The 19,788-nt window shown below is 67.8% G+C and carries 15 protein-coding genes; 11 read left to right on the forward strand and 4 right to left on the reverse strand.

All coding sequences use genetic code 11. From position 1 onward, the window contains the following. Positions 1-37: 37 nt before the first annotated feature. A complete protein-coding gene (locus ACOQPE_RS08400) occupies positions 38-874 on the forward strand; it encodes an SDR family oxidoreductase (protein WP_420608483.1) in 837 nt (278 codons plus the stop codon). A gap of 49 nt (positions 875-923) precedes the next feature. Here ACOQPE_RS08400 and ACOQPE_RS08405 read toward each other — a convergent pair whose 3' ends face one another. From ACOQPE_RS08405 to ACOQPE_RS08415, 3 genes are read right to left on the reverse strand one after another with little or no spacing between them, the layout of a single operon-like run. Continuing rightward, complete coding sequence (locus ACOQPE_RS08405; protein ID WP_420608484.1) at positions 924-1,520, reverse strand: class I SAM-dependent methyltransferase; 597 nt, start codon at positions 1,518-1,520, stop codon at positions 924-926. Then, entirely contained in the window at positions 1,517-2,734 is a 1,218-nt protein-coding gene (locus ACOQPE_RS08410; protein WP_420608485.1) for a branched-chain amino acid ABC transporter permease, read from the reverse strand. The genes ACOQPE_RS08405 and ACOQPE_RS08410 overlap by 4 nt, the downstream gene beginning before the upstream one ends. Continuing rightward, positions 2,731-3,693 carry a branched-chain amino acid ABC transporter permease gene (locus tag ACOQPE_RS08415; RefSeq protein ID WP_420608486.1) on the reverse strand — a complete coding sequence of 321 codons (963 nt, stop codon included), beginning with the start codon at positions 3,691-3,693 and terminating at the stop codon, positions 2,731-2,733. The genes ACOQPE_RS08410 and ACOQPE_RS08415 overlap by 4 nt, the downstream gene beginning before the upstream one ends. A gap of 48 nt (positions 3,694-3,741) precedes the next feature. Here ACOQPE_RS08415 and ACOQPE_RS08420 point away from each other — a divergent pair, with 48 nt between their 5' ends. From ACOQPE_RS08420 to ACOQPE_RS08455, 8 genes are all read left to right on the forward strand, one after another. Further along, positions 3,742-5,088 (forward strand): amidohydrolase family protein, encoded by a 1,347-nt coding sequence (locus tag ACOQPE_RS08420; protein ID WP_420608487.1) that lies wholly within the window; start codon positions 3,742-3,744, stop codon positions 5,086-5,088. 5 nt (positions 5,089-5,093) lie between these two features. Then, positions 5,094-5,873 carry an S-methyl-5'-thioinosine phosphorylase gene (locus ACOQPE_RS08425; protein WP_420611375.1) on the forward strand — a complete coding sequence of 260 codons (780 nt, stop codon included), beginning with the start codon at positions 5,094-5,096 and terminating at the stop codon, positions 5,871-5,873. A 196-nt stretch (positions 5,874-6,069) separates the two neighbouring features. Continuing rightward, a complete protein-coding gene (locus ACOQPE_RS08430; protein WP_420608488.1) occupies positions 6,070-10,884 on the forward strand; it encodes a fibronectin type III domain-containing protein in 4,815 nt (1,604 codons plus the stop codon). Positions 10,885-10,956: 72 nt separating this feature from the next. Then, positions 10,957-11,877 carry a 1,2-phenylacetyl-CoA epoxidase subunit PaaA gene (gene paaA, locus ACOQPE_RS08435; protein ID WP_420608489.1) on the forward strand — a complete coding sequence of 307 codons (921 nt, stop codon included), beginning with the start codon at positions 10,957-10,959 and terminating at the stop codon, positions 11,875-11,877. Beyond that, complete coding sequence (locus ACOQPE_RS08440) at positions 11,874-12,410, forward strand: iron-sulfur cluster assembly protein (RefSeq protein WP_420608490.1); 537 nt, start codon at positions 11,874-11,876, stop codon at positions 12,408-12,410. Before paaA ends, ACOQPE_RS08440 begins: the two co-directional genes overlap by 4 nt. Beyond that, positions 12,407-12,679 carry a hypothetical protein gene (gene paaB, locus ACOQPE_RS08445; RefSeq protein ID WP_323671741.1) on the forward strand — a complete coding sequence of 91 codons (273 nt, stop codon included), beginning with the start codon at positions 12,407-12,409 and terminating at the stop codon, positions 12,677-12,679. The genes ACOQPE_RS08440 and paaB overlap by 4 nt, the downstream gene beginning before the upstream one ends. Next, entirely contained in the window at positions 12,676-13,449 is a 774-nt protein-coding gene (gene paaC / locus ACOQPE_RS08450; protein WP_420608491.1) for a 1,2-phenylacetyl-CoA epoxidase subunit PaaC, read from the forward strand. The genes paaB and paaC overlap by 4 nt, the downstream gene beginning before the upstream one ends. 168 nt (positions 13,450-13,617) lie before the next feature. After that, positions 13,618-15,960, forward strand: coding sequence for a xanthine dehydrogenase family protein molybdopterin-binding subunit (locus ACOQPE_RS08455; RefSeq protein ID WP_420608492.1), 2,343 nt, complete (start codon positions 13,618-13,620; stop codon positions 15,958-15,960). Between the two features lie 29 nt (positions 15,961-15,989). Here ACOQPE_RS08455 and rmuC read toward each other — a convergent pair whose 3' ends face one another. After that, complete coding sequence (gene rmuC, locus ACOQPE_RS08460) at positions 15,990-17,276, reverse strand: DNA recombination protein RmuC (protein ID WP_420608493.1); 1,287 nt, start codon at positions 17,274-17,276, stop codon at positions 15,990-15,992. Between the two features lie 192 nt (positions 17,277-17,468). On the opposite strand from rmuC, the gene ACOQPE_RS08465 reads away from it, so the two are divergent. Both ACOQPE_RS08465 and ACOQPE_RS08470 read left to right on the forward strand, forming a co-directional pair. Next, positions 17,469-18,377 (forward strand): IS982 family transposase, encoded by a 909-nt coding sequence (locus ACOQPE_RS08465; protein WP_420611352.1) that lies wholly within the window; start codon positions 17,469-17,471, stop codon positions 18,375-18,377. 177 nt (positions 18,378-18,554) lie between these two features. Continuing rightward, positions 18,555-19,712: an ATP-binding protein gene (locus tag ACOQPE_RS08470; RefSeq protein WP_420608494.1), complete on the forward strand. Its 1,158-nt coding sequence runs from the start codon at positions 18,555-18,557 to the stop codon at positions 19,710-19,712. Positions 19,713-19,788 lie beyond the last annotated feature (76 nt).

Genomic DNA, 19,788 nt, shown 5'->3' on the forward strand with positions numbered 1-19,788 from the left:
GCGTCGAGTCCGAGCCGCGAGATTACGCTGCCGGGCCATGGAACTTGCTGGAAAGGTCGCTGTCGTCACCGGCGGTGCGAGCGGAATCGGGGAAGCGCTCATCGAGCGATTCAAGGCAGAAGGGGCGCGGGCACTGGTGGTCGTCGACCGTGACGAGGCCGGCGCGCAGGCGGTGGCTGATCGGGTGGGCGGCACAGCCGTCGGGCTCGACGTCACCGACGAGGACGCCATCAAGGCGGTAGTCGCCGACACCGTCGCAGCGCACGGTGCGCTCGACGTGTTCGTCTCCAACGCCGGCTATGTGACCCAGGGCGGCTTGGAAGCGGCGAACGACGAGATCCAGCGAATGTGGGAAGTGCACGTGATGTCCCACGTGTATGCGGCACGCGCGGCGGTTCCCGTCATGGTCGAACGCGGCGGCGGCTACCTGCTCAATACGGCCTCAGCGGCAGGCCTGCTGACCCAGCTCGGCTCAATGCAATATGCGGTCACCAAGGCCGCCGCGGTGTCGCTGGGCGAATTCCTCGCGATCACCTACGGCGATAAGGGCATTGTGGTGTCGATGCTGTGCCCGCAGGCGGTCGAGACCAACATTTTGGCCAACAGCCCTGACCGCACCGGCGATGGCGACCAGGAGCGAGGCACGCCGGGCGCCGCTGCGGGCGACGGCATCCTGCAGCCCGCCCAACTGGCCGACACGGTCATCGAGGCCATGGCCGAGGAGCGCTTCCTGGTGCTGCCCCACCCCGAGGTGCAGACCTACCGCGAGCGCAAAGCATCCGACATCGACCGCTGGCTGTCGGGCATGCGCCGCTTCCAGTCGCGGCTCTACGCCGACGCGGACATCACCCCTGCGGATTGGCTGCTCGGCTGAGCGCTGCCGGGCCAGATTTCTGTCTGCCCAGCACGCGCAAGGGCACGCTTCAGCTCGGGTACCTAGCGACGAGGCGCGCCTCGTGGCGCTGACCGAACCACTCCTCGTCGAAGCTGATCGTCTCGAGGCCCCAGCACAGCTCGGGCAGCTCGCCCAGCTCCACCAGGAACGGGCGGCTCGGGCGCGCGTTGACGAGCAGGTTCTCGACGGTGGCGATCAGCACCAAGGCGATACCGCCGGGCACGAGGAATTCGCGAAGCGCGCCCAGCAGAGGTCGGTGCAGGAAGTTGGTGCACACCGCCGCGTGCCAGCCGCCATCTGGGACCGCCGCGCCTGCAAGCCGACTCAACTGCCCCGGGGTCGGCACGGGATCGGCTTCTAGGTCGGTGCAGATCGTTTGCAGCGGCACACCCCGCTCGGCAGCAGTGTTCTCGGCAACCTGCAGCGCGCGCTCGGAGACATCGACGAGCGTGGTCTCGATGCCCTGCTCGGCGAGCCAAAGTGCTGTGCCGCCTGCGCCGCCCGCCAGATCAACCGCCGTCGGGCAGTCGGCCAGCAGCCCGGCCTGGTCCATCACGAATCCTGACGGCAGGCCTGGCTCATGCCAGTCGGCGTACTTCGCGTTCCAGCGCTCGGCGGCGCTCATGCGTCGTACAGCCGCACGGCGCGCGCCCGGCGGCTGCGTGCGTAGGCGGCCACCAGCAGCAGCGCCGCATACAGGAAGAACTCAGACTTCAAGAAGCCGATCCAGCCGCCTTGGTTGACCCAACCGGGCCGGTCGACGAGCCAGACCGGCAAGAGCACCAGAACGGTTGCCGCCGGAACGGTCATGATGAGCCGGCTGCCCCCGATCGCCGTGCTGCCGAAGGCGATCGTCAGGGCGAACAGCTTGATCGACAGTTCCTCGGGATACTGAAACTGGTCGTTGAAGTTCACCGGGATCAGCATGAGGCCGCCGGCCAGGCCAGCGAGACCGCTGCTGAGGCTCACCCCAGCCAAGCGCAGCCGGTACACCGACACGCCGAAGGTCGCGGCCGCGGTGGGCTCATCCCTGGTAGCGACCAGTGCGCGCCCGATCGGCCCCGTCAGCAGGCCATGCAGCAGCCAGAAGGCAACCGCCACCCACGCCACCACAATCCAGAACTCCCAGATGTGCTCGTCGTTGGGTGCGATGCCGGTCCAGGTCGGCGCGATGAACTCGCTGTCGAGGGTGACCGGCAGCGGGCCGTCGAGCTGTCGCAGCACGATCGGGAACGCCACTGCCGCCGACAGGGTCAGCAGCGCCAGGTACGCCTTCGGCAAGCGCAGCGCCGGGATGCCGAGCAGCGCACCGACCGCGCAGCCCGCCGCAAAGCCGGCCAGCGGCATCAGCATCGGCGGCAGGCCAAAGTCGTTCACTGCGTGCAGCGCCGCGTAGGCGCCGACGCCGGTCAATGCTCCATGGCCGACCGACAGCAGACCCATCCGGTGCGTCAGCAGCCAGAGCCCGGCGAAGACGAGGCAGAACGCTGCGAGCTGGGTGACATCGGTGAGGAAGGTGGACGAGGCTCGCAGCGGTACCACGACCACCAACGCAGCGATCGCGACCAGTGCCGCAACGGTCAGCCGGGATGGCCACCGCGCCGCGGCCGGCTGGGTCGAGTCGGACGGTATGACGGCGAGTGGCGCTGGGCCGTCGGGTGCTTGATCGCGAGCGGGCGTGGCCGGCGTGTCCGATTCAGCGACTTCGCGTGCTGCGCCGGCCCGCGGGATGGGAACGCTCACAGCGGGACTGCCGTGCGGGACGGGGGCTTCGCGAAGACCCAGGCGGAACACCGGTGATTCGGATCCGGGAGTCGGCGGCTCGTGCGAATCGGTCACGTCCGCAGCCCCTCGCGTGCGGCCTTGCGCGACAGCAGGCCCGACGGCCGCACCGACAGCACCACGATGAGCACGCCGAGTGCCCACACCAGCGTGACCTGGCTGTCGATGAAGCCGACGTAGCCAGCCATCATCGTCTCGGCGAAGGCGAACAGATAGCCCCCGGCGAGCGCCAGGGCGGGGCTGCGCAGGCCGCCGAGCGTGGCGGCTGCAAGGCCGAAGATCAGGAGACGCTCCATCATGTCGGGGCGCACGTTCAGCTCGCCCGCAATGAGACCGCCGGCCAGCCCTCCCAAGGCTGCTGCGACCGCCCATCCGCCCATCACCACCCACTCCACTCTGATGCCCACGAGCGCAGAGCTGTCGCGATTGGAGGTGATGGCCCGGAAGGCGAGCCCGACCTTGGTCGTGCGCTGTATCAGCGCGAGCAGGCCGATGGCCGCCAGCATCGTGAGTGTCAGCCCGATGGTGTCGAACCACAGCCGAGCACCGCCGATGATGAACCGGTCGGTGTGCTCCTGCGGGAATGGAGAGCCCAGGAACCTCTGGCGACCGCTGAAGTGCTTCACCACGAAGGTGCCGATGAGCAGGTACAGCCCGAGCGTCGCCCCGATGGTCGGCACGGGATCGCCGCGCATCGGCCGGATGACCGTGTATTCCAGCAAGGCGCCCACCGCGGCAGACACGACGACCGCGCCGGCAACCGCCGCCCAGATCGGCCACGGCGTGGCGAACGGCGTCAGCCAGCCCGAGAACGCCACGCCAGGGTCGGCGCCCGCAGCGAACACCACGGCGATGTACGCGGAGAGCATCGCCATCTGGCCCTGCGCCAGGTTCAGCACCCCGGTCGAGCGGAACACCATCGAGATCGCCACCGCCAAGGCTGCGTACGCGGAGCCGTTGGCAAACGAGTCGAAGACCCGCTGCAGGAACAGGGTCACGGCCGCAGATTGTGTCACGGGCGGGCGCGTTGACCCCTCGCCGCCCGCCGGTGCGAAGATGAGGCCGTGCCGAACGGATCAGACGCCCCCTCGATCGACATCCGCTATCTCGCCGATGTCGTGCTGACCTGCGACGAGCACTTCGCGATGATCGAGCGGGGGGCGGTGGACGTTCGTGCGGACGGGCGCATCGCATGGGTCGGCGCCGCCGCCGACGCATCGGCCACTGATGCACCGGTGATCAACCTGGGCGGGCTGCTGATGCCGGGTCTCGTCAACACCCATGCGCATACGCCGATGACCTTGGTGCGCGGTGCGGGCGACGGCCTGCCGTTGATGGCCTGGCTCGAGGAGGTGATGTGGCCACGAGAGGGCCGCCTGCATCCCACCGACGTGTGGTGGGGGATGACGCTGGGCTCGGTCGAGATGCTGCGCTCGGGCGTCACCACCACCTGCGAGATGTACGCCTTCGAACACGACGTGATCGATGCGGGCAGTGAGGCCGGCATCCGGCTGGTCATGTGCCCGGGGGTGCTGTCGGTGGCGCACTTGGACGACACCGGAAGCGTCGCCGATCGAGTCGGCGAGATCGCTGCCGTGCACGACGCGGTGGACGACCCATCGGGCCTCGTCACGATCGGGTTCGCTCCGCATTCGGCGTACGACCTCGGTGTGGGCGCCTGCGCGGAGATCGCGGCCGCGGCCCGCGAGCGGGACGCCCTGCTGCACATCCACGTGGCGGAGACCGCCGATGAGGGTGATGCGCTCGCCAAGCAACACGGCGGGGCCAGCGTGCCGCGCTTGCTGGCCGACGCCGGCGCGCTCGACGGGCGCGTGCTCGCAGCACACAGCGTCTGGCTGGATGATGCCGACCTCGACGTCTACGCCTCGTCCGGCGTTGCCGTGGCTCACTGCCCCGTCAGCAATATGAAGCTGGGCTCGGGTGTGGCCCGGGTGCCCGAGATGATCGAGCGGGGCATCACGGTGTCGCTCGCTACCGATGGGCCTGCGTCCAACGACGACCTGGATCTGTGGGAGGAGATCAAGATCGCCTCGCTGCTGGCACGGGTGACCTCGCTCGATCCCACCGTGATGAGCGCTCAGCAGGTGATCTCCATGGCGACCCGCGGCGGTGCGGAGGCGTTGGACCTGCACACGGGCGTGCTGGAGCCCGGCCGCTGGGCCGACATGATCCGGCTCGACCTCGACGACCCTGCGTTCGTGCCGGTCACCTCGCCCCAGGAGCTGATCGCGCATGTGGCCTGGGCCGGGGGCAGCCGGCACGTCACCGATGTCTGGGTAGGCGGCGAGCGAGTGATTGCCGACCGCGTGTGCCTCACGGTCGACGAGTCACGGGCTCGCTATGAAGTGCAGCATCGAGCGCAGCGACTGGCGCAGGAATCTGGGACGTGAGTGAGATGAGCGATGCGAACGAGACCGGCGGGAACGGCGGCGCGGGCCACGAGCGTCCCCCGGTGGGGATCATCGCCGGGACGGGCTTCTACGAGCTGCCTGGCCTGACCGAGGCAGCGCACCACGACGTGCAGACCGACTGGGGCGAGGCTCACGCCATGACCGGCCGCTGGCACGGGCGGCAGATCGTCTTCGTGCCGCGCCACGGAGGCGACCACTCGATCCCGCCGTCGGCCATCAACTACCGCGCCAACATAGCGGCCATCGGGGATCTGGGAGCCACGGCCATCCTGGCCGTGAGCGTCGTGGGCTCGATGGTGCCTGAGCGGGGGACGGGCTCGTTCCTGCTGCTCGACGACTACCTGGAATTCACCACCGGCCGCGCTGCCACCTTCTTCGATCAGCCGGGCCAGGTCACCCACACCGACATGACGACGCCCTACGACCCGTCGCTGCGCGCTGCCCTGGCTGCCGCAGCAGAGGCCGAGGGCATCGACGTGGCCCCCACTGCCACCTACGTCTGCACGAACGGGCCCCGCTTCGAGACGCCCGCAGAGATCCGCATGTATGCGCAGATGGGCGGCAGCGTCGTCGGCATGACCGGCTATCCGGAGGTGGCACTGGCCCGCGAGGCCGGCATTCCCTACGCCGGCATTGCCGTCGTGGCGAACATGGCCGCGGGGATGTTCGACGGCGAGATCTCGCATGAAGAAGTCTCGGCGGCGCTCGAAGCCACCAAGGAACCGCTGTTCGCCCTGCTCGGCCACACGGTGCAGATGATCTGACGTCGGCCTGAGGCCAATCTGCCATCCCCTACCCGCAGACTGGCGAGAAACAGAGTCCGACGTGATGCCTGCACTGACGCGTTTTGGACCGTTCAGCGGGCTGCGCCGGCGATTTTGGGGCGGCTCTCACGCACTCACGGGGCGGTTGATGCGCACCTGCTCGGCACTGCGCCGGAGCGCGCGCCGAGGCACGACGATGCTTGCCGTTCTGGTGCTGATCGCGGCCGTGCTGGCACCCGCGGCGTCGGCGCAGACTCGGTCCATCGGCACGGTGGTCATCGCCAACGGCTGGAGTTCTGCCGACTCAGCCGTTGCATCGGCCCTCGCAGCCCTCGAGAGCGACAGCCAATCCGACGCCGTGGTGCTCTATGCGAACTCGAGCGAGCTCACCGCCCGTACTGCAAGCTTCATCCGAGACCGCCAGCCGTCGGCAGTGATCCTGGTCGGCGGCACGGCTGCGCTGTCAACCGCAGTGCAAGATGAGGTGATCGCACTGGTCGGCGGTGCCGCAGTCCGGCGGATCGAGGGCGCCGACCGCTTCGATACGGCTGCGAAGGCGGTGCCGTCGAACGCCACCACGTTCATCGTGGCGAACGGTTTCAGCGCCGCAGACACAGGCGTGGCGGTTGCCTTGGCGGCGACAAGGTCCAACGCAGCAGTGCTGCTGGCCAACGCCGACGACCTGACGGAGCCGACCGAACGCATCATCCGCGAACGGCAGCCCTTGCAGGTCGAATTCGTCGGAGGCACGGTGGTGCTCGCAGCATCGCTCGCCGATCGTGTCCGAGAGCTCGCTCCGTCGGTGCAGAGCGTGCCGCGCCACAGCGGCGCGTCCCGCACCGACACCGCAGCAGCGGCCGCGCCCAACCTCTCCACCACCCTGGTGATCGCGAACGGGTGGAGTCCGGCAGATATGGGAGTTGCCGCTGCCTACGCGGCCATCACCGCCGGCGGAGCAGTGCTGTACTCCCAGACGAGCGCGCTGACCGCTCCCACCGAGCGCCGCATCCAGGAGCTGCGGCCGCGCGCGATCGTGCTGGTCGGCGGGCGCGCGGCGCTCGACACCAGCTTGCATGCCCGCCTGCGCGCGCTGGCCCCCACGGCTGCTCTGCACAGGATCAGCGGGTCGGACCGCATCGACACTGCGGCCCGTGCCGCGGCAGGCACGCTGACGGCCATCGGCACCGAACCGCCGAGCGCACCGACGTCGCTCACGGCGACTGCCAGGAATGCCGGTCTGTCAGTGTCGTGGAGGGCACCCACCAGCGCCGTTGGTGCCGCGGTCTCCGGCTACGTGGTGGAGTACCGCACGTGCACGGCCACGCCGAGTACCTGCACGTCCGGCGCAAGCTGGGGCGGCTGGACCGCACATGCGCATTCCGGTACCAGCACCAGCACCACCATCACCGGGCTCGCCAACGGCACCGCCTACCAAGTGCGGGTGCGGGCCCGCAACATTTTCGGGCCTGGCTCATGGTCGCAGATCGTGCAGGGCATACCGGCAGTGCAGACCGGGCGGCCCTCGGTTCCGGCCAGCCTGACCGTGGAGGCCGCAAACGAGCAGTTGAAGGTGACGTGGGCGCCTTCGACGCCCCCGAGCGGCGGGACCGTCGACGGCTACGACGTTCGATATCGGACGTGCGGTTTGAGCCTGACATGCGGCAGCTGGACGCCCCACAGCCATCAAGGCACCGGCACTACCACGACGATCACCAAGCTGAGCAACGGCGTCAAGCACGAGGTGCAGGTGCGCGCCCGCAGCGGCGGCAGCGAGAGCGACTGGTCGCCAACTCAGTCGGCAACGCCTGAGGAGCTGCCGAGCTTCGAGCGTGCTCCCGACTTGACACCCGGCGACCGGCAGATCCTCGTGCAATGGAACGAGCCCGGATATTCGGGATCGGCCATCACCGACTACGACGTGCAGTACCGGGCCTGTATGGCGACCGATGGCGACACGACGGTGCGGACCTGCGAGTCCGATGACGACGACGTGACGTGGGGCAGCTGGCGGACACGCAGCCATTCAGGCACCGGCAAGATCGTGACGGTTACTGGGCTAGTCAACGGCACCGCCTACGAGGTGCAGGTGCGGGCCAGGAACTCCAACGGCGTGGGCCCGTGGTCAACCGCCGGCAAGGCGACGCCGGTCTCGGTGCCGGCGAGGCCCAGCACTCCAACCGTGGAGGCCGGCCACCAGTCGCTGGTGGTGACCTGGGTTGCGCCGGCCGACAACGGTCTCGACATCACCGGCTATGACGTCGAGTACTGCACCGGCACCTGTGCCAGCAGCTCAACCGACTGGACGGATGCCAGTGACTCCGGCACCGACACCAGGCACGAGATCCTCAATCTGGACAATGGCATGGCCTACAAGGTGCGCGTTCGGGCCATCAACGATCTCGGCGGTGCGGGCCTGGGCCTGGGGCCGTGGTCGTCGGTCAGGTCGGCCACGCCGAGGGCCCTGCCAGACGCCCCGGATGCGCCGGGTCTGGCGGCCGGTGACCGCCAAATCGTCGCTACGTGGGTTGCGCCAACGGACAACGGCGCCACGATCAACGGCTACAGCGTCCAGTACCGGGCGTGTACGGCGACGCCGAGGGACTGCAGCCAGAATCCGCGCTGGGGTGGATGGCAGACGAGAAGCCACACCGACCTCACCAACCTCGAGCTGACGATCACAAGCCTCGCGAATGCCACCAAGTACCAGGTGCGGGTGCGGGCCCAGGTCTCGAACGGCGTCGGGCCGTACTCGCCAGCCGCAGAATCAACGCCGCTCGGCAAGCCGGCCAAGCCCGCGACGCCCACGCTCACCCCGGGCAACGAAACGCTGGACGTGACGTGGAAGGCACCAGCCGACAACGGTTCGGCCATTATTCGCTACGACGTCTCGCACTGCGTGAGCACGGCCGATTGCAGCATCGACGGAGATTGGTCATCGCCGAGCACTGTCAGCGGAAACCCGCCGGCAACCACGCACACGATCAGCACACTGAGCAATGGCACGACGTACAGGGTGCGCGTCCGAGCTGCCAACAGCGTGGGCGACGGTCCGTGGTCCTCGTCTGCGTCGGGTACGCCGTCATTGCGGCCCGACGCTCCTGCCGCTCCGAACATCAACCCGGGCGACCGGAAGTTCAGCCTCTCGTGGGGCGAGCCAAGCGGCAACGGGCTGGCGATCACCCAATACATCCTCGGGCACCGGGCATGCACAGCGACGCCGAGCGACTGCACCGGCGCCAACCCGACATGGGGGAACTGGGCTGAGCGGAACTACGCGCCGACCAGCACCGCTGCGACGATCACTGGGCTGACCAATGGCACCAAGTACGAAGTGCGAGTCCGAGCCCGTAACGCCAACGGCGTCGGGCTGTGGTCGCCCGTAGTCAGCACCATCCCCCTGGCGGCGCCGTCGACACCGACAGGGTTGACCTTGGAGCCAAGCCACATGCAGCTCGTGGTGTCGTGGAACGAGCCGGCGTCGCATGGTTCGACCATCACCGGCTACGAAGTGGAGTACCGCGACTGCACGGCGACACGGAAGGACTGCACGTCGAGCCCACAGTGGAACCAGCAATGGATGTCGACGACCGTCGCCGCTGGCACCACGACAACCACGATTTCCTCACTGGCAAACGACACCGCGTACCAGGTTCAAGTTCGGGCCACGAGTTCCACTGGTAACAGCGGCTGGTCGCCGATCAAGTCGGCCATCCCGGCAGCGGTACCTGCTGCTCCGGTCATTGAGGCACCGGAGTCCGACGATCGCCAGCTGCGCATCGCGTGGGAAGAGCCAGACGATCGTGACTCGACGATCGAGCATTACGAGGTGGCCTACCGGGTCTGTACCGCGACCGATTCTGATGCCGCTGTCAAGACCTGTGCCACGAATCCGACGTGGGGGGGCTGGCGGCTTCACGGCGATACCGGCGCCAGTCTGTCGAGGATCATCACCGGCCTGACAAATGGCACCGCCTATCAGGTGCGAGCGCGAGCCCAGAACGAGAAGGGCTGGGGGCCGTGGACCGAGACGCCGGTGGTCGGCACGCCTGTGGGCGCGCCATCAGCACCCACCATGCCCCGGGTGACCACGGGCAACACGGCGTTGACCGTGAATTGGATCGTGCCGCGGGCCAACGGTTCGATGATCGACGGCTATGACGTGCGCTACCGGGCGTGCCTCGCGACCAACTCCGATACGACGGTCCTGACCTGTGCCTCGAATCCGACGTGGGCCGCCACATGGGAGACGCACGCCCACTCCGACGACAGCACGAGCACGACCATCGGAAGCCTGATCAACGGCACCGCGTACCAAGTGCGGGTCCGTGCGACGACCGACGACAACCGTGAGAGTCCGTGGTCGGAGTCCGCCATGGGCATGCCGAGGGGCGCGCCCGATGCACCCACGCTGACGCTGGCATCAGGCAATCGACAGCTGATCGTGACGTGGCCCAGGCCGAACGCCAGGGGGTCGACAATCACGAGCTTCCAGCTGCGGTACTGCGACAACGAGGACACTGCGAAGGACTGCACCAGCGATTACGACGACTGGACGATGAGGACGATTGGTGCGAGTTCGACGCGCTACCCGATCTCTGGGCTCACCAACGACAATGAGCACAGCGTCGAGATGCGCACCATCAGCAGGAGCCATGGCGCGAGTGCTTGGACGGACGGAGCAACGGCGACACCGGGTGCACCGAATCCGCCCTCGACGCCTCGACTGACGGCCGGCAATGCACAGATCAGCGTGGCGTGGACGGCTCCCGCCAAGAACCACTCGGACATCGACGAGTACGAAGTGGCGTATTGCAATGACACCGACGACGACTGCTCCGCTGTCGGCGACGGCTGGCAGACGCCTGTGTCTCACACCGACCTGACGGACTTGAGCGCGGTGCTCTCGTCCCTGACGAACGGCAAGACCTACAGGGTTCGCGTCAGAGCACAGAATGTTCAGGGATGGGGCGCGTGGTCGTCGCTGGCTACGGCGAGGCCCACGTCGGCCTAGCGGGCCGCGCGGGCAACGCAGCGACACCCCGGGCGTAGCATTCGGGTTGTTCACCTCGGCAGGGAGGCGTGCATGCGCAGCTGGGATTCGATGGAGGACTTCGAGGCCTTTCTGGATGACGGCGGGCTGGTGGAGCCCGACGACGATATGCCGGACGCGTACCGCGAGGCGGTGTTCCGGTTCATCGAGCTGCACGCCAACAGCGAGTACATGGGCGGGCTGACCGAACGGGACTGGATCGCCAAGGCACCGGGACTGACGAACAAGCTGACTGCGTTGGCCAAGACTCAGGACGAGATCGGCCACGCGCACCTGCTGTACATGGTGGCGGCCGACATGGGCGTCAAGACCCGTGACGAGATGACCGCCGACCTGCTTGCGGGGCGCACCACGTTTCACAACGTCTTCCATTACCGGGCGTACTCGTGGGGCGATCAGATCGCCATTGCGTACCTGGTCGATGCGGCGGCGCTCGCCAGCCAGCAGGCCGTCTTCAAGAACTGCAGCTATGGGCCCTACAAGCGCATCCTGCGGCGGATCATCGCCGAGGAGGGCTTCCACATGCGCAACGGCGAGGAGCTGTTGCTGAAGATGGCCAAGGGCACCACCCAGCAGCACGAGCTGATGCAGGAAGGCATCGACCGGTGGTGGTGGCCGTCGGTGCAGCTCTTCGGCCCCGACACGAGGCCCGACGACGTGCTGCTGCGCTGGCACATCAAGTCTGAGCGCAACGAGGATCTGCGGGATCGGTTCGTGCAGAAGATGGTGCCGCAGCTGACCGCCGCCGGCTTCACGATTCCCGACCCGGACTTGCACCAGGACCCGGAGACTGGCCGTTGGGTCAGCGGGGAGATCGACTGGGATGCGCTGAAAGCGGCCATTGCGGGACGTGGTCCCGACAGCGCTCGCCGCTTGAACGACGCGCGCCGTGCTTGGGACGGGGCAGCGTGGGTGCGTTCCGCGCTGGACGAGGCCGCGGCGGTGCCTGCATGAGCCGAGCGGTTCCCGCTGGCGTCGTCGCGGCTGTCCGCCGATCCGTGTCGCAGGTGTGCGACCCGGAATATCCGGAGGTGACCATCGCGGAGTTGGGGATCCTCGAACGTGTCAGCAGCAGTGACTGCGGTTCGACCGTGCGGATCGAGCTCGTGCCGACCATGCTCGGCTGCCCTGCGCTTGATGTCATCGCGCGGGATGTCACCGATGCCGCGCGAAGGGCGTGTGCAGGTGCCGACGTCTCGATCGAAGTGACCTTCGTCGACGACCCCGTGTGGACGCCGGATCGGATCGCGCCTTCCGCAGTGGGCTTCCTCGCTCGAGAGTATTCAGTGGCAGTGCGAAGCCGGTCCGCGGCTGCGAGCTGCCCTATCTGCGGCAACGATGCCCTGGAGCACCGATCGGACTTTGGGCCGACGCCATGCCGCAGCGTGGAATGGTGCCCGAGCTGCCGCAACCCGATCGAGGTCGTCGGCAGGGTTGACCTTCCGGCCGCCATTGGGGCGGCGCCAGCTAGCCCGGCCTTGGCATGAAGACCTACGAGGTGTTCCTCAAGCGTCCTGGCAAGGATCCGTTCACCCATGTCGGCGCACTCGAGGCACCCGATGACGATCTGGCCCTCAGCTTTGCCCGCGACTGCTACACCCGGCGCTCCGAGGGAGACCAGATGTGGGTGGTGGCCCGCGAGGACCTGCTGGTCGCCGACCCTGTCGAGCTCGAGATGGCAGACCGTCCTCACCGCCACAACGACGGCGCGCTGTTGCGGGATCTGCGGCAGGCCGGAGACCCACCAGCCTCATGACCGACTCGGCCTCAGCAAACACGCACGGCTCGCGCGAAGTGGTGCTGGCGCTCGCCGACGACGAGCTGTGCATCGGCCAGAACCTGGCGTGGTGGATCGCCGTCGGCCCGTTCCTCGAGGAGGATCTGGCGCTCACGTCGATCAGCCAGGACGAGCTGGGTCATGCTCGGGCGCTGTACGGGCTGCTCGGAGACGACATCGACGCATTGGCCTATGGACGCCAGCCGCACGAGTACCGCAGCGCGCACCTCACCGAGCTGCCGTGCCGCGACTGGGGCGAAACCCTGGTCCGGCACTTCCTGTACGACACCGCCGAGACCGTCCGCTGGGCAGCGTTGACCAACTCCTCGTGGGAAGCCCTCGGCGCGGTTGCGCGTCGTGCCCTAGCCGAAGAACGATCGCACCTGCGCCACGCGTCGGGGTTGCTGTCACGGCTGCTGCGCACCGAGGAAGGCCGGTCGCAGCTGCTCCCGCTGTTCGATCGATTCACGCCGTTGGCGTGCGAGCTGTTCGAGCTCCCGCCTGGTTGCTCGCAAGATGCACTCCTCGCCGACGGCGTGATGAATCGCAGCATGAGCGACCAGCGTGCCGAATGGCAGGGTGCGGTCGACGAGGCTGTGGCGAGCGCGGGGCACCAGCCACAGTGGCCCGCTGACAGCGCCAACGCAGCAGCGGCGAGCGGCCGCGCAGGTCAGCGCTCGGCGCACTTTGCGGCCTTGCACGCCGAAATGGTCGAAGTGCTCTCCATCGACCCGTCAGCGGTCTGGTAGCCCAGCCTCGCGCCGGCTCGGCACTGGGCCACGCTTCACTAGGAACCTCGTCATGGGCGTGACGACGCTGCTGCGGTGTGACGCGGGTGCCCCGGCAACCGACATGCCACAATCGCCGGGGCGCTGGCCGCGGCACCCGCGACCACGAGAGACGGAGCGAGGGATTTCATGGCATTGCGAGGGACATCGGTGGTTCGACGCGAGGACGAGTCGCTGCTGCGCGGCCGGGGCCGGTTTGTCGCCAACCTCACCGCCGATGCCGAGTGGGAGCCCATGGCGCACGCCTGCTACGTGACGTCGACGGTTCCCCACGCTGAGATCACTGGCCTCGATGTGAACGCTGCTCGCAGCGCGCCCGGTGTGGTCGATGTGGTCACCGCAGCCGATGTCAATCTGGAGCCCTACCCGTCGCCGAACCCGGCCTTTGACGCCGCCATCGTGCGCCCGATGCTGGCCGCCGAGCGGGTGCGGTTCGTGGGCGAGCCTGTCGCCGTCGTGGTGGCAGACAGTCCGGCCGCGGCGATCGATGCAGCGGAGCTGGTCATCGTCGACTACGAGCCGCTGCCGGCGCTCGTCGATCCTGAAGCAGCACTGGAGGGCCCAGCACTGTTCGACGGCATGGCCGAACCGAACGTCGTGATCCGCATGTCGCTCGACGGCGAGCAGGCCGACTTCGATTCATGCGAGGCGGTCGCCGAGGTCCGCACGATCAACAACCGCATCGCACCGTGCCCGCTGGAGCCGCGCGTTGCAGCGAGCCGCTGGGCTGACGACGGACGCCTGCACCATGTCAATGCCGGCCAGGGGCCTCACCCGGTGCGCGCCGGTCTCGCCAAGATCCTCGAACTCGACCGGTCACAGATGCGTGTGCTCTCGCGCGACGTGGGAGGGAGCTTCGGGGCGAAGGCTCGCCCGCATCCCGAGGAGGCGCTGCTGGGTTGGCTGGCAGCTCGCACCGGCCGGCCGGTCATGTGGGCGCCCTCGCGCACCGACGACATGGTAGGTCTTGTCCATGGCCGCGGGCAGATCCAGTACTGCCGCATCGGCGGCACCCGCGACGGGCGCATCACGGCGTTTGCGGTGCACGTGGTCCAGCAGGCCGGCGCTTACGGGAACATGGGCGCGGCGTTGCCGAACAACGGCCGGGCGATGCTCGCGGGCTGTTACGACATCGCCACGCTGGGCTTCACCTCGGTCTCGGTGCTCACCAACACCACACCGACCGGTCCCTACCGCGGCGCCGGCAGGCCCGAAGCGGCGGCGGCCATCGAGCGTGCGGTCGACGTCTTCGCCGCCGAGATCGGCATGGACCCTGCCGAGGTGCGCCGGAAGAACTTCTTGCAGCCCGAGGTCTTCCCGCTCACCACCCGCACCGGCATGCCCTACGACACCGGCGCGTACGAAGCCAGCCTGGATGCTGCGCTCGACGCGGCCGGCTACAGCGAACTGCGTGCAGAGCAGGTCCGCCGCCGTGCAGGCGGCGACGACAACAAGCTGCTCGGCATCGGATTGGCGACCTACGTCGAGCGCACCGCAGGCATCGGGCGCTCCGAGTACGGGGCAGTGGAACTGCTTGCGGGCGGCCGCATCGTGGCTCGCACCGGTTCATCGCCCTACGGGCAGGGCCACCACACTTCGTGGGCGATGCTCATCTCCGACCGCACCGGCGTGCCGATGCACAGCATCGACATCGTCCACGGCGACACCGACGAGGTACCCCGTGGCGAGGTGACCGGCGGCTCGCGTTCGGTGCAGCTGGCAGGTACGGCCATCTGGGAAGCCTCCGGCACGCTGGTCGATCAGGCCCGCTCGGTGGCCGCGACGCTGCTGGAAGCCGACCCGGCAGACATCACGCTCAACACCGACGTCGGCGCATTTCACGTCGTAGGCACCCCGGCGGTGTCGGTGGGCTGGACGGCGATCGCCGAACACCTCGCGTCGGCCGCTGAGGCATCAAGGGGCGACGACGACGACTCAGATGGCGACAACGCTGCGGGGCCGCGCCTGCTGCATGCCGAGGAGGTGTTCGACTCCGAAGCACCCACGTTCCCCTTCGGCACCCATGTCGCCGTGGTGGAGGTCGACCGCCACACCGGCGAGGTGGAGCTTCGCCGGCTCGTGGCCTGCGACGATGCCGGCACCATTCTCAACCCGCTGCTCGCAGCGGGTCAGGTGCACGGCGGCCTCGCACAAGGTGCGGCCCAGGCGCTGTACGAGGAGTTCGTATACGACGCCGACGGCATCCCGCTCACCGGGAACTTCGCCGACTATCCGATCGTCTCTGCCGCAGAGCTGCCGTTCTTCGACCGCGTCGTGCTCGAGACGCCCACGCACATCAACCCGCTCGGCGCTAAGGGCATCGGCGAGTCGGGCACCGTGGGCGCCACGCCGGCCGTCCAGAACGCCGTCGTCGATGCCGTCGCCCACCTGGGCATCCGCCACATCGACATGCCGCTCACCCCCCAACGCGTCTGGCAAGCCATCACCGACGCCACTGCAGGAGTTTCGTGAGCATCGAAATACTCTGAGATTGGGGCGGCCTAACCCTGACCTGGCTCCAACTCAGCCGCTGTCACCGCACGGACATCAAGTTCGATGGGATTGGGCTCATCGAGTTCGTCGCCGCCCGTGACCGAACCCAGGTCCCGGAAGCGCTTCGCCTGCGGAAGCACTCTGCTCTGCAAGGAGCCCACGCTGTCGTTGTAGGCACCGACCGCGCTGCGCAGGCCGCGACCCATCTTGTCGACGTGTTCAAGGTAGGTGGAGAGCCGGGAATAGAGGTCGTTGCCGAGCTTGGCGACCGTCTCCGCGTTGCGGGCGATGTCCTGCCGCTGCCAGGCTAGTGCGACGGTCCGCAGGAATGCAATGAGCAAGCCCGGGGTTGCGATCAGCACCCGGTGACGGTGCCAGGCGTTCTGCCAGACATCGCTGTCGACGTCCATGGCCACGTCGAGCATGGGGTCGGTCGGCACGTACATGAGCACGAAATCGGGAGATCCGGACACCCACCGGCCATAGTCGCGGTCGCCGAGTTCCTTGGCCCGCTCGATGAGGGCGGCGGCATGCTCCGCGAGGGCCCGCTGCTGCTCTGCCTCGTCCGCAGACTGCACGGCGCGGTCGTAGGCAGCGAACGGCGTCTTGGCATCGATCACGACGCTCGCCCCGCCCGGCACCTTGACCACCACGTCGGGTCGCAGCCGGCCCTCGGCCCCGAGTTCGCCGACGGTGGCCTGCTCGATGTAGTCGATGTGGCGGCTCATGCCGGCAGCCTCGATGACATTGCGGAGGTGCTGCTCGCCCCATGCACCTCGCATCTTGGAGTCGCGCAGGATCTGGCGCAGGCCGCTTGTCTCCGACACGAGCTGATCGACGCTCTGCGACACCTTGGCCGTGTCTTCCACACGGGCCTTGTTGGCTTTGTCCACGTGCTCCTGCAACTCCGCCAGGCGTTCCCGCATCGGCTCGACAAGTTCTTTGACCGTCTTGCCAGCCGTCTTGGTCTGCTCGGTGCTCAGGTCGCGGAATTCCTTCATGAAGGCGTCGCGCGTCGTCTCGCTCACCTGGGCCGCAATCTCCTTGAAGCGATTCTCGATCTCCGCCTGCTGTTTCGCCATCGTCTCGACCCGCGCCGCCCGATCAGCCTCCACCGAGGCCAGCTCGGCCCGCAACTCAGCGACAGCGTCGCGTTGCCCCGCCGACTCGTCGCGAGCCGTGTCGCGTTCGTGCGCCACCTGTGCCAACCGGCGGGACAGCACGGCCCATACGACGACCGCGCCAGCGGTCAGGCCCATCAGCAATCCGAGCACAACGGCAAAACCGGTGGACATGAGGCGCACTCCTTGTTGATGATGAGTTCCGGGTTGATGATGGGTTCGGGCGGTCAGCGGACGTACCCGACCGGAACGGGCTCCTCATTGTCTAGATGATTGGTTCCAAGGGGTGGGGGGTCCGCTGTTGGTGGGGTGAGGGTGTCCAAGCTCGGGGTGTGTACCTGCACCTCGATCCTGGAGGACCTGGGCATGAACCCGGACTTGGACACCCTCGCGACGGCACTGTATGTGAGGATTGACGATCTGTTGGCCGACAATCCCGGCTGGGCGCCGCGGCGGCCCCGTGTGGGGTTCGCACCGAAGCTGTCGGACGCGGAGCTGGTCACTTTGGCGGTGATCTCGGCGTTATTGGGGTACGACTCCGAGCGCGGGTTCGTGCGCTTCGCTCATCAGCACCTGCGGCCGTGGTTCCCGTACCTGCCCAACAGAGAGGGCTTCAACAAGCGGCTGCGCCGCGCCGGCGAGATGATCGGCCACGTCACAGCAGCGCTGGCCCGCGACTGCCCGGACTGGCACGACGACGTGTGGCTGGCCGACTCCACGCCGGTGCCGTGCGGCACGAGCCGACCCACCGCGGTGCGCTCCGAGCTCGCCGGATGGGCCCAATACGGCTGGTGCGCGTCGCATTCGCGCTGGTTCTGGGGGCTGCGACTGCACCTGATCACCACCCCGGCGGGGCTGCCGATCAGCTTCGCCCTGGCAGGCGCCAAGGCCGACGAACGCGACACCTGCGCCGCCATGATCGACCACGCAGACCTGGCCCGCCCCGGCCAGACGCTCATCGCCGACAAGGGCTACCGCAGCAAAGACTTCGAGAACCGGCTCAACGACGCCGGGATCACCCTCATCCGGCCCGCCGCCCGCAACGAGCCCGCCCGCCCCCACCAGCGGTTCCTGCGCCCGTTCCGCCAGATCATCGAATCGGTCTGCGACACCCTCAAAGGCCAGCTCAGCCTCGAACGCCACAACGGCCGCACCCGCGCCGGCGTCGCCGTGCGCGTCCTGGCACGCATCCTCGCTCTCACCGCCGCCATCTGGCACAACAGAACCCACCACCCCCACCTGCCAGCACGCACCCTCACCCACTACGACCACTGACCCCTTGGAACCAATCATCTAGCGAGGGGTCGTTACACGATAGCGCGGCGGCCGCTGCAATGCTGACACGACGCGAGGCGTGCAACAGAATTCCGCCGTGGTGAAACGAGAAATATTGTGGAGGAAAAACAGAAAAATAAATGTATGAAAGTAGAATTCGACCGTTAGCCTGCCAGCATGATCGAACGGGCCATTGCATCGGGGACCCCCGCATCACTGCTGCATCAGCGACTGTCGCGGTACCCCGCTGTCGCGCTCGTCGGGCCTCGCCAGTGCGGGAAGACCACCTTGGCCCGTTCGCTGGGCAGTCACTATTTCGACATGGAGCAGGAAACCGACCGCTTGCGACTCGATCTGCAGTGGGCCGACGTCACCGCCGCATCCGAATTGGTCGTGATCGACGAGGCTCAGGCTTCGCCGGAGATCTTTCCGCGACTGCGAGGCGCCATCGATGCGGACCGACGCCGCAATGGACGCTTCCTCCTGCTCGGATCGATCTCGCCGGCCCTCATGCGAGATGTCTCCGAATCGCTCGCCGGACGGTTGACCGTGGTGGAACTCTCGCCGTTGTCACTGCGAGAGTTGCCTCCCGATGACGCTGAGCGGCTGTGGCGTTGCGGGGGCTTTCCCGACGGTGGCGTGCTCGACGGCCACGGTTTCCCCCAGTGGCAGCGCGACTACTTGACACTGCTGGCTCAGCGTGATCTCCCGGCGTGGGGCCTGCCGTCTGGCCCCCAGACCACCCGGCGGCTATTCGGGTTGCTCGCGGCTCGCCACGGCCAACTCTGGAACGCCAGTGACATCGGGCGGGCCCTCGGCCTCTCGTACCACACGGTCAATGCGTATCTCGACTACCTCGAAGGCGCCTTCCTGATCCGCCGGCTTCCCGCCTACAGCGCCAACCCTTCCAAGCAGTTCACCAAGCGCCCGAAGATGTACTGGCGCGACAGCGGCTTGCTCCACAGCCTGTCGGGCTTGGGCATCGACGACGAGCTCGCCTCGCTGCCGGGTGTGGGGGCAAGCTGGGAAGGATACGTCATCGACCAGGTCCTGACTGCGCTGAGCCAAGCCGGACACGACCATGAGGCGTGGCATCTGCGGACCGCAACCGGTCGAGAGATCGACCTCGTGCTGCGGGTTCGCCGAGAAGTCTGGGCAATCGAGATCAAGCTGACCACCCATCCTAAGGGCGCGGACATGGCCCGACTCGATGAGACGGCCAGTCTCATTGGCGCACACCGCAAGTTCCTGGTGTCACGCCAGCCCGGGTCGTTCGGAGACGGTGTGCGCACTGCCTGCGATCTCGTCGGAATGATCAGCGCCGCGACTCGATAGCGTCCGCGGCGCAGCCAGCAGGGCGTGCAGCCCTCGGGGCCGACCGCGACCACCGCGCCACTAGCGTCAGAAACGG

The sequence above is a fragment of the Candidatus Poriferisodalis sp. genome, assembly GCF_965219595.1.
Lineage (GTDB): Bacteria > Actinomycetota > Acidimicrobiia > Acidimicrobiales > Poriferisodalaceae > Poriferisodalis.

Bases quoted from the DNA above. Each gene is read 5' to 3' on its own strand.
- ACOQPE_RS08440 (WP_420608490.1), top strand. From the start codon at position 11,874: ATGAGCCGAGCGGTTCCCGCTGGCGTCGTCGCGGCTGTCCGCCGATCC.
- ACOQPE_RS08470 (WP_420608494.1), top strand. From the start codon at position 18,555: ATGATCGAACGGGCCATTGCATCGGGGACCCCCGCATCACTGCTGCAT.
- paaA (WP_420608489.1), top strand. From the start codon at position 10,957: ATGCGCAGCTGGGATTCGATGGAGGACTTCGAGGCCTTTCTGGATGAC.
- ACOQPE_RS08400 (WP_420608483.1), top strand. From the start codon at position 38: ATGGAACTTGCTGGAAAGGTCGCTGTCGTCACCGGCGGTGCGAGCGGA.
- ACOQPE_RS08430 (WP_420608488.1), top strand. From the start codon at position 6,070: ATGCTTGCCGTTCTGGTGCTGATCGCGGCCGTGCTGGCACCCGCGGCG.
- ACOQPE_RS08455 (WP_420608492.1), top strand. From the start codon at position 13,618: ATGGCATTGCGAGGGACATCGGTGGTTCGACGCGAGGACGAGTCGCTG.
- ACOQPE_RS08465 (WP_420611352.1), top strand. From the start codon at position 17,469: ATGAACCCGGACTTGGACACCCTCGCGACGGCACTGTATGTGAGGATT.
- paaC (WP_420608491.1), top strand. From the start codon at position 12,676: ATGACCGACTCGGCCTCAGCAAACACGCACGGCTCGCGCGAAGTGGTG.
- paaB (WP_323671741.1), top strand. From the start codon at position 12,407: ATGAAGACCTACGAGGTGTTCCTCAAGCGTCCTGGCAAGGATCCGTTC.
- ACOQPE_RS08405 (WP_420608484.1), bottom strand. From the start codon at position 1,520: ATGAGCGCCGCCGAGCGCTGGAACGCGAAGTACGCCGACTGGCATGAG.
- ACOQPE_RS08425 (WP_420611375.1), top strand. From the start codon at position 5,094: ATGAGCGATGCGAACGAGACCGGCGGGAACGGCGGCGCGGGCCACGAG.
- rmuC (WP_420608493.1), bottom strand. From the start codon at position 17,276: ATGTCCACCGGTTTTGCCGTTGTGCTCGGATTGCTGATGGGCCTGACC.